The 16,813-nt window shown below is 54.3% G+C and carries 11 protein-coding genes and 1 pseudogene; 7 read left to right on the forward strand and 5 right to left on the reverse strand.

What is annotated here, in order from left to right; genetic code table 11:
• Window positions 1–19 precede the first annotated feature (19 nt).
• Both C7820_RS00425 and C7820_RS00430 read right to left on the reverse strand, forming a co-directional pair.
• Complete coding sequence (locus C7820_RS00425; RefSeq protein WP_116229390.1) at window positions 20–1,258, reverse strand: aspartate aminotransferase family protein; 1,239 nt, start codon at window positions 1,256–1,258, stop codon at window positions 20–22.
• Between the two features lie 99 nt (window positions 1,259–1,357).
• The gene (locus tag C7820_RS00430; RefSeq protein WP_116229391.1) at window positions 1,358–2,557 is read right to left on the reverse strand and encodes an MFS transporter; all 1,200 of its coding nucleotides are present in this window, start codon (window positions 2,555–2,557) and stop codon (window positions 1,358–1,360) included.
• Window positions 2,558–3,013: 456 nt separating this feature from the next.
• Between C7820_RS00430 and C7820_RS00435 the strand changes: the two genes are divergently transcribed.
• Window positions 3,014–5,188 (forward strand): methyl-accepting chemotaxis protein, encoded by a 2,175-nt coding sequence (locus C7820_RS00435; protein WP_089548314.1) that lies wholly within the window; start codon window positions 3,014–3,016, stop codon window positions 5,186–5,188.
• 249 nt (window positions 5,189–5,437) lie between these two features.
• On the forward strand, window positions 5,438–7,216 hold the full coding sequence (locus tag C7820_RS00440) for a peptidoglycan D,D-transpeptidase FtsI family protein (protein ID WP_309545728.1): 1,779 nt from the start codon (window positions 5,438–5,440) through the stop codon (window positions 7,214–7,216).
• Here the strand turns inward: C7820_RS00440 and C7820_RS00445 are convergent.
• A complete protein-coding gene (locus C7820_RS00445; RefSeq protein WP_076169654.1) occupies window positions 7,182–8,339 on the reverse strand; it encodes an AI-2E family transporter in 1,158 nt (385 codons plus the stop codon). The two genes, C7820_RS00440 and C7820_RS00445, sit on opposite strands and share 35 nt — an antisense overlap.
• A 196-nt stretch (window positions 8,340–8,535) precedes the next feature.
• Between C7820_RS00445 and C7820_RS00450 the strand changes: the two genes are divergently transcribed.
• On the forward strand, window positions 8,536–9,948 hold the full coding sequence (locus tag C7820_RS00450) for a polysaccharide deacetylase family protein (protein ID WP_076169655.1): 1,413 nt from the start codon (window positions 8,536–8,538) through the stop codon (window positions 9,946–9,948).
• Between the two features lie 210 nt (window positions 9,949–10,158).
• Here the strand turns inward: C7820_RS00450 and ilvD are convergent, their stop codons facing one another.
• Together ilvD and C7820_RS00460 are read right to left on the reverse strand one after the other, a co-directional pair.
• Window positions 10,159–11,844 (reverse strand): dihydroxy-acid dehydratase, encoded by a 1,686-nt coding sequence (gene ilvD / locus C7820_RS00455; protein WP_179232034.1) that lies wholly within the window; start codon window positions 11,842–11,844, stop codon window positions 10,159–10,161.
• A gap of 261 nt (window positions 11,845–12,105) precedes the next feature.
• A pseudogene (locus tag C7820_RS00460) lies at window positions 12,106–12,351 on the reverse strand (KGG domain-containing protein); the annotation flags it as partial.
• A gap of 372 nt (window positions 12,352–12,723) precedes the next feature.
• Here C7820_RS00460 and C7820_RS00465 point away from each other — a divergent pair.
• The 4 genes from C7820_RS00465 to mgrA all read left to right on the forward strand — a co-directional run bounded on the left by C7820_RS00465 (window position 12,724) and on the right by mgrA (window position 16,564).
• Window positions 12,724–13,692 (forward strand): sugar kinase, encoded by a 969-nt coding sequence (locus C7820_RS00465; protein WP_116229393.1) that lies wholly within the window; start codon window positions 12,724–12,726, stop codon window positions 13,690–13,692.
• Window positions 13,693–13,769: 77 nt separating this feature from the next.
• Window positions 13,770–14,438 (forward strand): bifunctional 2-keto-4-hydroxyglutarate aldolase/2-keto-3-deoxy-6-phosphogluconate aldolase, encoded by a 669-nt coding sequence (locus C7820_RS00470; protein ID WP_116229394.1) that lies wholly within the window; start codon window positions 13,770–13,772, stop codon window positions 14,436–14,438.
• Window positions 14,439–14,637: 199 nt separating this feature from the next.
• Complete coding sequence (locus C7820_RS00475) at window positions 14,638–15,381, forward strand: NAD-dependent protein deacylase (RefSeq protein WP_116229395.1); 744 nt, start codon at window positions 14,638–14,640, stop codon at window positions 15,379–15,381.
• Between the two features lie 178 nt (window positions 15,382–15,559).
• Window positions 15,560–16,564, forward strand: a complete 1,005-nt coding sequence (gene mgrA, locus C7820_RS00480; protein ID WP_116229396.1) for an L-glyceraldehyde 3-phosphate reductase — start codon at window positions 15,560–15,562, stop codon at window positions 16,562–16,564.
• Window positions 16,565–16,813: the final 249 nt, after the last annotated feature.

Genomic DNA, 16,813 nt, shown 5'->3' on the forward strand with positions numbered 1-16,813 from the left:
GCGAACATTAGCAGACCTGTTAACCGACGCTGGCCAGAACCGCGTCCAGTCTTTCCACGATCGTTACGATCTCATCCGTCGTTACGGTCAGGGACGGTCTGACCTTGACCACGTTTCCGAATCCGTATCTGGACCCGCGAAGGATCAGATGCTGATCGGCAAAGGCGCGATCGATGACCGCGTTAGTCTTGGCGACATCCGGTGCCCCGTCCTCGTCCACGATTTCCAAACCCCACATCAGCCCGACTCCGCGTGCTTCGCCGATGCAGCCGTATTTGGTCTCAAGCTCATGCAGCAGGTCGCCGAGTATTTCCCCTTTCAGTTTGACTTCATCCAAAAATCCAGGCTCGGATACGACCTCCAGGGTGGACTTGGCTGCTGTAACGGATATCAGATTGCTGCCCGAGGTGAAGGAGTGCTCGTGCTTCTCCAGCACGTCCAGGCGGGATTGCATCAGCACGGCCGCCACCGGAACGCCGATACCGCCCAGGCCCTTGGCAAGGGTGATCATGTCCGGCTGAATGTCGAACCGTTCGCTGGCGAACATGTAACCGGTCCGCCCGATTCCGGTCTGAACCTCGTCGGCGATCAGAAGCAGCCCGTGTTCGTCGCAAAGCTTGCGCAGCAGCTTGAAATATCCTTCGGGTGGAACGATATTCCCTCCGTTGCCGAGGATCGGCTCGATGATGATGCAGGCAACCGATCCGGAGCTTGCGTATTCGAGGTGGTCATGGATCGATTCGATGCATTGAAAACCGCAGTTCGGGCGGGAGGCGTTGAAGGGACAGCGGTAGCAGTAAGGAGCGGGAACGTGTACGCTGTTCGCAGCAGTCGAGTTGGGGAAGTGCTTGCGCCGGAAGGCGTTGCCGGAGATGGCGGTGGCAAACTGGGTTTGGCCGTGATGGGACAGAAACAGGCTGACGATGTCGGTGGCCTGCGTATATTTTTGCGCAATCTTGGTCGCGCATTCGTTGGCCGTGGAGCCGGTAATATCCCGCATCCAGCCGGTATCGATCCCATTCGGGGCGTGCTCGGTCAATCGGTCGAGCACTTCGTTCACATACGGCTCGGTAAAAGTGGAGGACATGTGAGTCAGGCGTCCCACCTGCTCCTGAACCTTTTCGACGACATGCGGATGGTTGTAGCCGAGCGAAAGATTGAACGTTCCGGACACGCCGTCCAAATACTCCGTGCCTGCATCATCGACCAACGTAATCCCTTTTCCAAACTTGAAACGGTTTGTGGTTAAGGTTTGCATCCGTCTTCCCTCCAAAGGTTAGTTTTGATTACGATAATACGTTGTTAGAAGAATATCGTATTTTCCGTATGGACATCGGATTTCCCAAAAAGGGGCCCATCATCCCTCGTGGCCGTGCCCTATAATGCTGCCTCCCAGCTTATGTTTCCTGGACTGCCGCTGCTTGGTCAGGATCAGGGACGCCAGCAGGATCAAGCTGAATCCGGCAAGGATCCAGACAGCCATTCCGGCCGACCATTGATCCATCGACCAGCCGATCAGATACTGCAGCACCGCACCGCCGATCCCGCCGGATGCGATCAGGATGCTGGTGGTTGTCTCCGTCATTCCCGGAATGAGCACGTTGGCATACACGAGGGCGATGGAAAACAGCCCGGACATCGAGACGCCGACTCCAAAGACGAGCAGGTAGGCTGTCCATTCGTTCGCCCATAGAGCGAACCCGATCGTAAAGGCCAGGGTAGCCGCCGTGCTCCAGACCAAAAACGGGATATACCTTACCGTTTCCGCGATTCTACCCACGAACAGCCGCCCGATGACCATAGCAATCCACAGGATGGTGACGCCAAGGGAAGCGAGTGAATCTTTAACGTGCACCTTCTCGATCAGAATGGAAGGCAGAAAATTCATCAGCCCCAGCTCGAGACCCATATATACAAAGAAAAAGATGATGAATATACCCAGCAGCCCGGCGTATCTACCCCGGTAGCGGCTTTTCTCCGGAGAATCAGCGGTTACCGCCTTGTCCAGCCGTACGGAGCTCTCTGCCGGCATGGCCAGCCACAGGATCAACAGCATCAGCGATACCAGGGCAACCGTAAAAAAGGTGAGGAACCAGGCGTCCATCATAAGAAACAGGCTGACCGCCGCGGGAATAAGGAGCGCGCCCAGACCGAAGTAAACGTCGAGCTTGGTCATGGCGACCGCTTTCTGTTCTTCGGCAAATTCAATCGTAAACGCGCCGATCGAAGACTCAATGATGCCGGAACCGAAACCGACGAGCAGGGTCATCAGAATGATCCAGGTCCAGGACGGAAGGCTTCCCATGACAATGCAGGCTGCGATGATGCAGGCCAAGGAAACAGCAAGCATCCGCTTTCGGCCGAGCTGGGCCGACATGAAAGGCGAAGCCGTAACTCCGGCGAGAAAACCGAGAAACTGCAGGAAGAGCAGCGTTCCGCCGTCACCGTAATCCTTATGGTAATGGGCCAGGAGGACGGGAAGCATCGCGCCGAGCACCACGCTGGTGATTCCGATCAGCAGGTAAAATCCGCAGCTTAAGGCAAACAACCTCCGCAAGAATTCACGCTCCTTTGTCGATATTTTGGGAGATCTCCAAATCTATCAGCTGATGTAATACAATTTATACCATATTATCCATAAAATAAATATGTTATTTTGTAAAATAATATTTTAAATGTAAAAAATATGTAATTGGAAGGAGAACGCAGCATCCGCATGGTTCCTTTCTCATACGAAAGAGAAAGAAGAGGCTTGACTGTTTTCGTCGAATAATAAGGTCTTCCGCCTCTGGCAGCCTCTGTTTCATCATCTTTAATGGGCATTCCAATGCATAGTTCAATAGAATTATGAGGTTTAGGAAAAAAGTTATAAAAAAATTGCCAAAAAAGCAAAGGTTCGAGATGGAAAATGTCGAAGAATAAAGTAGGCATTCGTTTTTTAAACTTACATACGACGTAATGCAAGAAATTGAAACGGCGGTGAGTGAGAGTGGGATGGATTCGAAAGAAAGATATGGGGGAAGAAAAACAGAAACAGAATAGCTCCAGCTCAAAGGAGCGAAGCGGCAGCAAGCGGAAGGCTTCAGCAGCATCAGGAGGGCCGGGAGATCCGAAAAAGCCGTCACGGTTCGCCAGCCTGCCGGGCATCAGCGGGGCACAGCTGCAAAATTTAAACCCGTTCAAGTCGGTGGGCGTGAAGCTGTTCCTGATTTTTTTCGTGGCGATAGCGGCGATCGTGCTGACCCTGGGTCTAACATCCTATAGCAAAGCCAAAAGCACCATCAAGAACAATACGGCGCTGGCGAACAGCCAGACGATCCAGCAAACTCAGGAAAAATTGGATATCATTCTGAAGCAGTATGAAGATATGGCGATGCAGATGTTTTTTGATCCGGAAATGCAGAGCGTCATCGACGAGCTGGCACGGAACCGGCAGGATGAATACCAGAATTTCGTACTTACGGATCAGATCAATAAAAAATTGTCAAACCAGCTGAACAGCAACTCTTCGATCAAAGCGATTTATCTGGTTCCGCCCGAAGAGTCGCAGCGGATCATCTCTTCCGGTTCAGGCGGCCTGGACATCAATACGATCCGCGAAGTCGACTGGTTTAAAAATGCGAAGAAAACAAATCAGACATCATGGGTTCCTTCTTCAAAGGGTAAGGATGGAAGCGTTTCCTTTGAGCTGGTCCGCTCGCTGCAGAGCTTGTCCCGCGGCGGAGCCTACGTCATTATCGTGGAGCTTAAGACCGACGTCATCGAAAACCAGCTCAACGGAATCAGCCTGGGTGACGGAAGCAAGCTGCAGGTTGGCGACGCGAACGGTCAAGTCGTTGCCTCTACCGTGAACAGTGAAGCAGGAACCAAAGCCACACTTTCGTTCATGCAGGGCCAGACAGAACCGGCCAAGACCCTGGAAACGCAGGATAACGAAGGGAATGAAATCCTTGCCGTATACAACACACTCGAGACGACAGGTTGGAGGCTGGTCGGAACCGTTCCGGTCGAAATGCTGGTCAAGGATGCTAAGGGAATTCTGGTTTTGACCATGGGAATGGCCGTTGGAGCGATCGTGGTCGCCATCCTGATCGGGTTCTGGATGGCCCGTATGATCGCAACTCCGCTCAGCAAGCTGAAGGATCTGATGCTGGAGGGAGCCAAGGGCAACCTGAACGTGCGGACACAGCATAAGTCCAAGGATGAAATCGGCCAGCTGGGACAAGCTTTCAATCTGATGGTGGACCAAATTACGAAGCTTGTTCAGCAGACGAATACGACGGCCCAGCTCGTGCTTGAAACGGCAGGCGAGCTGACGGATGCTTCCAAGAAGACGGCGATCTCGGCCAAAGAAATTGCCATTGCGACCGAGGAAATCGCCAACGGGGCAAGCAGTCTGGCTACCGAGGCGGAGCGCGGAAACGAGATGACCGAGCATATGGCCAAGCAGATGGGATTGGTGATCACGGCCAATGAGGAAATGGGCAGCGCCGCGCGGCATGTTGAACAATCCAGCCAGTACGGAACCAAACAGCTGAACGAGCTGCTGGACAAAACGCATCAAACGGAAGAAATGACGCGTGAGCTGATGCACAAGGTGGATGCCTTGAAGCAGACGGCAAGCTCTGTCAACAAAGTGCTGGTCGTGCTGCAAAATATTACGAAGCAGACGAATATTCTGTCCCTGAACGCAACGATCGAAGCGGCGCGGGCCGGGGCGGCCGGACGAGGCTTCATGGTCGTTGCAGACGAAATTCGCCAGCTTGCAGACCAGTCCAGACAATCGATTGACATGGTAGGGCAGATCACCGGTCAAATCATGTCCGAGATGAATGAAACGGTCGAAGCGCTGTCGGACGCTTATCCGCTGTTCCAGCACCAAATGACTGCGGTGAAGGAAACGAACGAAATTTTCGTATCGGTTCAGGAGCAGATGGGCGATTTCACGCAGCGGCTGCAATCCGTAACCGAATCGATATCAGCGCTGCATGATTCGCACAGCGTTCTTTCGGAAGGCATGAGCAACGTCAGCGCGGTCGCAGAGGAATCCTCGGCGACCTCCGAGGAAGTCGCCTCGCTCAGCAATGAGCAGCAAAGTGTAGGGGATCATCTCGTTGAGCTCTCCGCCAAGCTGGAAAATGTATCGATTCAGCTGAAGGAATCGCTGTCCCGGTTTACGTTGAACTAGAGGAAGCATAAGGAAGCATAAGGAAGCATAAGGAAGCATGTTCAAAGCTTAGCTTTATTCGATGCAGCAACGTTGGCAGTGTAGTGCCTAACCCAATAAACAGTTTTCACAGTGAGCCAACGTGTCCTCCGCTCGGGGATGCGTTGGCTTTCTGATTCTCTCCGGGAAATGGGCTGGTCTAAGCTTGGCGGGTTGGACATGCCTGCTGAAGGATATACTGAGTGGAAAAGGCATAAAGAGGGGTTCTTCTTGAGCGTAAAACATAAGCAGCGCATTTTCTATGTGCTGGTCATCCTTTCGTTTATGATGACGGTACTCATATTGAGGTTAGCCTACATCCAGCTCGTTATGAGGGTGTCGGAGCTGCCTGGAAGCCGGTTTACGATGCAGGAAATGTCGGTGCTGCAGCGGGAGCGCGGCGTGGTTTTGGACTCCGGGCGGGGCAAGTTTTATGACAGAAACGGCGAGCCCTTAACAGGGAAGACGGTTTCCGCCGCCGTGCTGTTCCCGGTTTCCGGTTCCATCCGGCAAGAGGCGAAGGACAAACTGAATGCAGTCACCCGGGTCCTGAAGACGGATCAGGCCGCCTTCCTGAAGGTATGGGATCACTTGAGCGTCCCTCTCGTGTGGCCGGACTCCCGCAAGAGCGATCCGCTGGCGTTGAAGGACAGCGAAGCGAAACAGGTAAGGACGGCCGGAATCAGCGGCATCGAAGTACTGCCGTATACTAAGCGGTATGAGGATGCTTCCAGCGGGATGCAGTGGCTCGGCTATTTAACGGAGCAGCCCGGACAGAAGCATCTGATCCACACGGGGTATGCCTTCCAGGAAGGGGCGGCCGGGCTGGAAAAGACGCTGGAGCCGCTCCTGCGCGGGATGGGTCCGACGACCGCCTATTATACCGTCGATGGAAGCGATCAGCCCATTCCGGGTACGGGCATCCGGATTAAAGGACCAGGTAACGCCTATTATCCGCTCAAATTCCGCACCACGGTGGATCTGGAGCTGCAGCGGCAGATCGAGCAGCTGGCCAAGGAATCGGGGATGAAGGAGGGAGCCGTTGTCCTCCTTGATGCACAGACGGCCGATGTGGTGGCCATGGTATCGCTGCCGTTCTACAATCCCTTGGACGTCCATCCGCAGCAAAGGGCATGGAATAACCGCGCTTTGCAGGTAACCGTGCCTGGTTCCATATTCAAAACGGTCATCGCGGCAGCGGCGCTGGAGGCAGGCGTCACTACTCCGAGTGAAACCTTTACGTGCACCGGCGCATACGGTAAATATGGACTTTCCTGCCCCAAAGAGCATGGCGTGATTACCCTCGCTGAGGCTTATGCTGAATCGTGCAACGCCGTGTTTGCCGAACTGGCGGAGCGGCTGACAGCGGGCGAAATCGAAGCGGCCGCTCATAAGCTGGGCCTGGCCAGAACGGTGGGCTGGGAGGAAAAGGACATCCTTGGCCTGCCTCTTCTGCGCCCGTTCGATCATGAGGACAGCGGAAAAATCTTTGCCGATCCGGATAAGGCCGACAGGGACGGGGGGATCCGCGCACAGACCGGCATCGGTCAGCGCGATGTACAGGTGACCCCGCTGCAGGCCGCCAACATGATCGTGACGCTTCTTCAGCAGGGACAAGTCCACGCGCCACGAATTCTGGAGAGCGTCTCGTATGCGAACGGCCAGCTGATGAAAGAGCTGAAGCCCCATTTAGCCCCATCGTCCCTTGGTACCGTCCAGCCGGCAACTGCGGATTTGATTACCGGTTGGATGGAGAAGGTGGTCACCGAAGGAACGGGTCAGTCGATCCGCGGCACGGCATGGCCGCTTGCCGGCAAATCGGGAACGGCCCAGGTGACCATAAACGGGCAGCCGCGTAATCATCAGTGGTTCATCGGGTACGGACCCGTGAACCAACCGAAATACGCGGCTGCAGTACTGTATCAAAATATGTCGCCGTCCTCCCGGAACCAGGCGACGGTGCTGTTCGGACGCATTATGAACCTGCTTGCGGCTCATCCGGCGGCGTAGCATCCGGCGTGCGGGTGGTCATATCAAACGGCGAGACGTCGAACTCTTCCTTCGGAAGGCGGATCCAGCTCTGCAAATATCCCTGCTGGAGCAGTTCCTTGATCAGGATCAGCAGCACGGGAGAGAGGATCAGTCCGGCGATGCCAAAGATCGACAGGGAGATGATCATGAACGAGAGCATCAGGAATGCCGACGACACGCCGATCGAATTGCCTGTAATCCGCGGTTCGAGCAGCTGGCGGGTGAGAAGCACCACGACGAGAAGGACGGAAAGGCCGATCGCCAGACTGAGATTGCCGACAATAAACAAATAAATGATCCATGGGATCAGGATAACCGGAACCCCGACGAGCGGCAGAATATCAAATACGGCACAAACCAAGGCTAGTGCAAGCTCGTTGCCTGTGCGCAGAATCAACAGCCCGGCATATACGAGCACGAGGGTGATGAGCACCATGATCAGCTGGGCCTTGATGTAGGAGCCGATGGCTTTCAGGACATATGTCTTTAGAAATGTATAGGCGTTCTTCAGCGTCTTCGGCGACTTGTCCCGCATCACTTTTCTCCAGCTGCCGATTTCGGTGCTGAGGAAAAATGCCAGGATGATCGCGATGCCGAAGTTGCCCATAAAGGACGAGAACGAACTGAACAGTCCGACCATATATTTAAAGAAAGCGGTGGCCCACCCGCTGGCATAATCCGTTAACGTTGTAAAATACTCGTTCATTTTTGCAGTGACATTTGGCGGCAGGGCTGCGATTTTTTCCTGAAGAAATTGCGTCAGCTTGGTAAATTCCGTTTGAATCATATGCGTGTATTTGGGCAAATTATCTTGGACCTGGGCGAACTGGGAAACGACGATCAGTCCGACTCCGAACAGGATCCCCAGGATCACCAGAATAAACACCAGTACGGAAATGGCGGAAGCGAACGGTTTGGGCATGCCCCTCTTGTGTAAAAACTTGGCCAGCGGTTCGATCATAAAGAAAACGACGAAGGATAAAAATACGGGCGCGGCGATTTGGTACAGCTTGCTGAATATGTACATGACGAGGAAAACGGTAAGTACGATGAACCCGATATCCACAAAGGTTCGCCAGTATTTTTTGTACAGTGGAAGCATCGCGGGCGGATCTCTCCTTTTCACAACAGATTATTTTTCATTGTACACGATTTATAAAAAAACGCCTATTTCTTCAGTCACTGTGATAAAATAAGAGGTAGCGATTTTTATAGGGTGCCTATGAAAATTAAAGTTATCAAATAACACATGCCTTTCGGCAAGTCAAAGTCAATACAGAGAAAAGTGGGGATATGACATGCAGACTTTGCTGCTTTGGTTATTTTACATCTCATCGTTTTACGCGTTTATTCCCGGCTTGATCACCCGGATATTCGGTTTCCGCGTATTTCGCAGAGGGATCACGGAGCATGAATACGCGCTGACCTTCGATGACGGTCCCGATTCGGTGTACACTCCGAAATTGCTGGACCTGCTGAAAAGATACAACGCCAAGGCCACCTTCTTCGTCGTCGGCTCGCACGCGGAGCAGCATCCCGAAATCGTCAAGCGAATCTATGACGAAGGTCATCTGATCGGCATTCATAATTATGTCCATAAATCGAACTGGCTCATGCGGCCGGGAACGGTCAAGAAACAGATTATGAAGACCGACAAGGTTATTCATACGATTACCGGGGAGCGCAGTTCTTATTACCGTCCGCCGTGGGGAATCGTGAACCTGTTCGATTTTGCCAAGCGAAGTCAGTTCAAGATCGTCCTGTGGTCGTCCATGTTCGGCGACTGGCGGGAACGCATCGGCGCGGACCGGCTGACCGAGCGGATGCTGAACAAGCTTCAGCCCGGAGAAGTGATGCTGCTGCATGATTGCGGCCTCACCGCCGGAGCCAACCCGGACGCGCCGCAGCAGATGCTGATTGCTTTGGAGCGGGTGCTGGAGGAAGCGGAGCGCCGCGGAATGAAAGCCATCCGGATCGACGAGATGATCGAAGCGAAGGAGAAAGCGCCGGAGCGAAAGCTGCCGCGGCTGAAACGGGCTTCGGTCAAAGTTTGGCTGCTGTGGGAAACGCTGTTTCATGCGATGTTCCGGTTGAAATCAATCCGGCCTTATGATCCGTTCATCCATTACCGGCTGCGCACCTATAAGGGACAAACGGTGGAGATGAATGACGGCGCAACGCTGTCCAAGGGAGATAAAGTGATCGAGCTGCACTTCGATAACGAGAAGCTGTTCCGGCTCGGTGTCCGGTCCAGATCGATGGTGCACCTGGCCATCCAGATGATCCGCGCCACCGAAGATCAGTTCCCGGAACTGGCCCGGATCATCCTGAGCGACCCTGAACTGCAGCAGGCGAAGGCCATATACGGAATCACGATGATTAACCGGGGGCCAAAAAACTTCGGATTCAAAATCGTCGATTTGAAAGACGGCTTATTCGCTAGATCGACGACGATGTATTTGAAGTTCCTGCTGCGGATCATTAATCCGTCCGGACAGGAACGGCTGAAGGACCATGCGGAACAGATGGTTCCGAAACTGCTGGTCATGTCTGTTGCTCAGCTAATCGAGCGGTTTTCCGAGAGCGGATCTCACCGCCGGCAGCAAGTGAAGGAGCCGTCCGATCCGCAAGAGGAGAAGAAGGGCGAGCTGCTTGACCTGAATCTGGTTGCTTCGTCGCAGGGTATCGGCAGCACGCCGCCTGCTATGTAAATCAAACAGCACTTATACGAAAATATGGATCGGGGCTGTCCCGGCTGTGGTAAAGAACGCAGCTGGAGACAGCCCTTTTGATGTTGAACCGGAAACCGAATGAAGCAGCCTTACTATTTAAAGTCTTATGCTTTATATAAAAAAGGTGCTTCATAAGTCGGAGCGACTTATGAAGCACCTCGGATGTATCTCATTTCGATGCAGAGTGGATTAGATTTTCATGACGCCGCCTTGGCTGGCGTTGGTAACGAGCTTGGAGTAACGGGCGAGATAGCCTGTTTTCACCTTCGGCTCGAAGCCTTTCCAATGGGTGCGGCGCTCGGCCAGCACTTCGTCGCTGACAAGAAGCTCGATTTTACGGTTGTTCAGGTCGAGCTCGATGATGTCTCCGTCTTCGACGAAGGCGATCGGACCGCCCTCAGCTGCTTCCGGAGAGATGTGGCCGATACTGATCCCGCGGGATGCGCCGGAGAAGCGTCCGTCCGTGATCAGGCCGACTTTGGCTCCAAGGCCCATGCCGACGATTTGGGACGTAGGCGCCAGCATTTCCGGCATGCCTGGGCCGCCTTTAGGTCCTTCGTAACGAATAACGACGACGTGGCCTTCTTTAACCTTGCCGTTTGCGATGCCTTCCAGCGCCTCTTCCTGGGAGTCGAAGCAGATGGCAGGACCTTTATGATAGCCGCCGACGGATGGATCCACGGCGCCGACTTTGATGATGGATCCTTCCGGAGCCAGGTTGCCGTAGAGGACCGCCAGGCCTCCACGCTCGGAGTATGGCTGGTCGATCGGATGGATGACGTTCTTGTCCTGGATTTCGCAGCCGGTTACGTTCTCGGCCAGCGTCTTGCCGGTAACCGTCATGCAGTCGCCGTACAATGCGCCCGGCTTCTTGAGCAGCTCGTTAAGCACGGCGCTTACGCCGCCTGCGGTATGAACGTCTTCGATGAAGTAATCCGAAGCCGGTGCGAGCTTGGAGATATGCGGCACGCGGTTGGCGACTTCATTGATCCGCTCCAGCGGATAATCGATGCCGGCTTCCTGAGCGAGAGCCAGGGTGTGAAGCACGGTGTTTGTGGAGCCGCCCATGGCCATGTCGAGCGCAAAGGCGTTGTCGATGGATTCCCTGGTCACGATGTCACGCGGCTTCAGGTCCATCTTCACGAGTTCCATCAGCTGGCGTGCAGATTGCTTGACGAACTCTCTGCGTTCTTCGGCTACCGCCAGAATCGTGCCGTTGCCCGGCATTGCCAGTCCAAGGGCTTCCGCCAGACAGTTCATGGAGTTCGCGGTGAACATGCCCGAACAGGAACCGCAGGTAGGACAGCCGTATTGTTCAAGCTCCAGCAGATCGTCGTCGCTGATTTTTCCGACTTGGTGGGCACCGACGCCTTCGAATACGGATGTCAGGGACAGGCGGCGTCCTTTGCTGTCTACGCCGGCCTTCATCGGACCACCGCTGACGAAGATCGTAGGGATGTTGACGCGCAGCGCGCCCATCAGCATGCCCGGCGTAATTTTGTCACAGTTCGGAATGCAGACCATGCCGTCGAACCAGTGTGCAGAGACGACGGTTTCGAGCGAGTCGGCGATGATTTCGCGGCTCGGAAGGGAATAACGCATGCCGATGTGCCCCATGGCGATGCCGTCATCGACGCCGATCGTGTTGAATTCAAATGGAACGCCTCCGGCTTCGCGGATGGCCTCCTTGACCAATTTGCCGAATTCCTGAAGGTGGACGTGGCCGGGAACGATATCGATGTATGAGTTGCACACGGCGATAAACGGCTTGCCGAAATCCTCCTCTTTCACGCCCGCCGCGCGGAGCAAGCTGCGGTGAGGCGCGCGGTCAAAGCCCTTCTTGATCATGTCAGAGCGCATTTTATTAGCTGCCATGATGTCTTTTTCCCCCTAACTGTAAGTATCGCGCTTTAGCGCGGTTAACTATGAAAGTGCCCGTATAAAACGAAACGGTTTTAAATGAGTCTATCACAAAATGAAAGCTTTTTCTAGCAATGGTTCGAAAGATTCGGGGAACTTTAGGCCCAGGCAGGCGAACAGGAAAAGGCACCTTCCATTCGCTGGGAATGAAGGTGCCTGTTGGCTTATGTTCAATCCATCACTCGTTGTTGGCTGATGGTCAGGCAGGGATTAGTTTTTACCGCCCTTGCGGCCGATTTCTTTGTAGAACTCCTTGTCGTGAGACTCGGAAGTGGCTTCGCCGCCTTTTTGGCCGATCTCCTGATAGAATTCACGGTCGTGGTTTTTGGAAGTGGCTTCGCCACCTTTGCGGCCGATTTCCTGATAAAATTCCTTGTCATGATTTTTGGCCGTTGCTTCCCCGCCCATACGACCTGCTTCTTCTCTGCTCATTTTACCGTTATTATCGTTGTTACGTGCCATTTCAAATCACTCCTTGGAAAGTATTTTTGATGGATATAGATTGAACTAAAGTGCACCTCCGGACCCGAAGTCCGTGCCCGCCTTCCGAAGAAGGCGCGGATGACGTTAGCCTTAGCTCACTCTATATTAGTTGCGCGCATCCTTTACTTACCACAGCCCTACTGGAGTGAAACAATTAAATTATGAAATCATTGGTAAATAACTTGCTTGGATACAGCCCCGTCGGAAGGAGGCATATCAGATCAGCCCTAGCGGATAAGCCTGTGGAGAGGAGGAGAGAAATACGGCTCCGCTTCAATTGTTACATATTGACAACCCTTCTTCCTCCGCTGACAATAGGGACAGACCAAGTAACGGAAAGGGGAAGAAAACATGCAGGATAGTAACCTACCTGGATCACCCGAGCTTGTCACGTTCGGAGAAAGCATGGGGCTGTTCACGGCGCAGGATTCCCGCGGCCTGGAGTATGCTTCCACCTTACATAAATCCTTTGGCGGAGCGGAGAGCAATGTGGCCATCGGCGTCGCCCGTCTCGGTCACACCTCAGGCTGGTTCGGGGCGCTGGGAAAGGATCCTCTCGGGGACATGATTTACAAGTCAATCCGCGGCGAAGGCGTCGACGTGTCGCAAACGGTCCGCAGCGTTGAGGCGCCGACAGGCATGATGATCCGTGAAAATACGGCGGGCCGCACATCGGTGTACTATTACCGGAAAGGCTCTGCGGCAAGCCGGATGCAGCCGGATCAGCTGAGTGCTTCCTATATTGCCGGGGCCAAAATTTTGCACGTGACCGGCATTACGGCGGCGATCAGCCCGTCCGGACTGGCCTGCGTCGAAGCGGCTATAGACATCGCCGCGGCAGCCGGCGTCAAAATCAGCTTTGACCCCAATCTCCGCCTGAAGCTGTGGAGTCTGGAAGAGGCGCGGGGCGTGCTGCTGCGTCTGGCCGCAAAGGCAGATTACTTTTTACCGGGCCTCGACGAGCTGAAGCTGCTGTACGATACGGACGATAACGCGGCGATTTTTGCAAGCCTTTCCAAACTGAAAGCCGTATCGATCGTCAAAGGCGGTCCTGACCTGACTTATGTGCTGGAGCAGGGGAACGTAACGGAGGTTCCGTACTTCAAAGCCGACAACGTACTGGATACCGTCGGAGCGGGTGACGGCTTCTGTGCCGGCTTTATCGCCGGGCTATTGAAGGGCGAAAGCGCCGTGGAAGCGACCCGTCTGGGGAATCTAACCGGATCCATGGTTATTCAGGCCGTGGGTGATTGGGAAGCGCTTCCGACATGGGAGCAGGTCGAGGCGAAGCTCGGCAACAAGGCGCATATTGAGAGATAAGGCGAAAGTTTGAGGGGGACTCTGGAAATAGACATCTTTCAAGCTTTTCCATATAATGAACAAAAGGAGCGGTCATTGTGAAAAAAATCCAGCTTTTGCAAAAAATTATCGATAACGGCGTCGTTGCCGTTCTGCGCGGAGATTCGGCCGATCAGGTGTTTGACATGGCGGAGGCGGCGATTGCCGGCGGGATCAAGGTCATCGAGGTTACGCTGACCGTGCCGGGAGCGCTGCATGCGATCGAGAAGCTCAGCCGGATGTACAGCTGGGAGACGAGCGACCCGGACAAATTCGCCATCATCGGAGCGGGAACGGTGCTGGAGCCTCAGACGGCGCGCGCTTCCATCATGGCCGGAGCCCAGTTTGTCGTCGGTCCTTCACTGAATCCCGACACGGTTAAGCTGTGCAATTTGTACCGGGTGCCGATTCTGCCGGGCGTCATGACGATCGCTGAAGTGCAGCAGGCACTCGAGCTCGGGGTCGACATCGTGAAGCTGTTCCCTGGCAGCCTGTACGATCCGTCCATCATCAAGACGATGAAGGGGCCTCTGCCTCAAGCGGACTTTATGCCGACAGGCGGCGTATCGCTGTCCAATCTCGGCGACTGGATCAAAGGCGGAGCGGTCGCTGTGGGCATCGGCTCGGACCTGACCAACGAGGCTGTGAAGACTGGGGATTTAAGCCATGTCCGCACGAAAGCGGAGCAGTACATGGAGGCTTACCGCAAGGCAAAGGCGGAGCTGTAAGCCGGCCGGAATGTTGTGAGCGGAATCATTGTATCATAAGTAAAACCTAAGCATTGTGAATCAAACCCGATCGTAACGGGTACTACACCATACAGCCTGCCGTCCCGCATGTGGAGGCGGGCTGGTCCCTTATTCCATATGAAGCGAGAAGCCGCGGATCGGATCAAAAGGACCAACACTTGTGGAGGTGCACCATATCGTGCAGAACATAGATACGCTTGCCTCTTGGATTGAACAAAGCGGCAATATCGTTTTTTTCGGTGGAGCGGGAACGTCGACGGAAAGCGGCATTCCCGACTTCCGTTCCGCCGCCGGGCTGTATCAGACCGAACAGCATCTGCCATACCCGCCGGAGCAAATGCTGAGCCGGTCCTTTTTTATGAAGCTTCCCGAGGTGTTCTTTGATTTTTACCGCAGCAAAATGCTGCATCCCGATGCGGCCCCGAACGGCTGCCACCGGATGCTGGCCAAGCTGGAGCAAGCCGGCAAGCTGAAGGCTGTCGTAACCCAGAACATCGACGGATTGCATCAGAAGGCGGGAAGCAAAGAGGTGCTGGAGCTGCACGGTTCTGTTCACCGGAACTACTGCATGGGCTGCGGGGCGTTTTACGACCTGGAGCACATCATGGCGACGAACAAGCTCGTTCCGCGCTGCCCAAGCTGCAGCGGGATTATCAAGCCCGACGTCGTCCTGTACGAGGAGCCGCTGAACCAGCAGGTGCTCTTTGGTGCGGTGGAGGCGATCTCCCAGGCGGATATGCTCATCATCGGCGGCACCTCCCTGACGGTTCAGCCGGCAGCGGACCTGGTGTCCTATTTTCAAGGAAGCCGCACCGTCCTCCTGAATATGGACCCCACTCCATATGACCGCAAAGCGGATCTGCTGATCGCTGATAAAATCGGCGAAGTGATGGAGCAGGTGGAGCGTAAACTGGGTATTTAATGGGTGGCAGATGTTCATAGCGCGGTAAGCGAGGGAACAGCTTAGTCCATCCCTTTTTACAGGAAGGATATCAGCCGGGACCTCCAGCCCGTGTAATCGGTTTCTTGTCAAATGCCTTGCCGAGGATTTATGATGGTTCTAGTAGTCTATTAACCGTGAGAGAGAAGGGCGGATATCAATGGCATATACACCAAGCGAATCACGTTATGAAGAGATGACTTATAACCGCTGTGGCCGTTCGGGACTGAAGCTCCCGGCCATATCGCTGGGACTCTGGCATAATTTTGGCGGAATCAATACGTACGAAAATGCGCGGAACATGATCACCCGCTCGTTTGATTTAGGAATTACCCACTTCGATCTGGCGAACAACTACGGTCCTCCACCAGGCTCGGCGGAAGAAACGTTTGGCCGGATTCTGGCCCAAGACCTGAAGAGCCACCGGGATGAACTGATTATCTCGTCCAAAGCCGGGTATTACATGTGGCCCGGTCCTTACGGGGAGTGGGGATCACGCAAGTATCTCGTCTCCAGCCTGGATCAAAGCTTAAAGCGGATGGGTCTCGATTATGTCGACATTTTTTATTCGCACCGCTTTGACCCGGATACTCCACTGGAAGAAACGATGATGGCGCTTGACCATATTGTGCGTTCCGGTAAAGCACTGTACGTCGGCATTTCGAATTATTCGGCGGAGCAGACGGCGGAAGCCGCCGCGATCCTGAAGCAGCTGGGAACGCCGCTCTTGATCCACCAGCCAAGCTATTCCATGCTGAACCGCTGGATCGAGAACGGCCTGCAGGACGTGCTGGATGAGCAGGGGATCGGCACGATTGCCTTTACCCCGCTGGCTCAAGGGCTGCTGACGAACAAATACCTGAACGGCATTCCGGAAGATTCGCGTGCCGCGAGCCCGTCGGTTTTCCTGAACGAGAGCAACATTACGCCGGATGTGCTTCGCAAAATTCGGGCGCTGAACCAGCTTGCCGCCGCCCGCGGCCAAAGCCTAGCCCAACTGGCGCTGGCCTGGGTGCTGCGCGGAGGGCGCGTGACTTCAGCACTGATCGGAGCCAGCCGCGTCAGCCAGATCGAAGACAACGTGGCTGCACTGAAGAATCAGGAATTCAGCAAGGAAGAGCTGGACCGGATCGAAGCGATTTTGAAAACGGAAAGCGAATCCTGATCCTGTGTATATCCTGCGGATCGATGAGAGGCAAATTCCGGTGACGGAAACTTAAGTCCATATTAGCGACCATCCTGCGGTTGACCTTGCGCGTATATCAGGTACATGACTGGTTTGAATTAATTTTACGCACATCTTACGCGTTACGCGGAATAACTCACTTGTCTGGCTCTTAATCGGAATAACCCGCTTGTCATGAGCCTAACTCACAATAACCCGCTTGTCTGCCGGAGGGCAGGCATGCGGGTT

It is taken from the genome of Paenibacillus sp. VMFN-D1, assembly GCF_003386155.1.
Classification (GTDB): Bacteria; Bacillota; Bacilli; order Paenibacillales; family Paenibacillaceae; genus Paenibacillus_AQ; species Paenibacillus_AQ favisporus.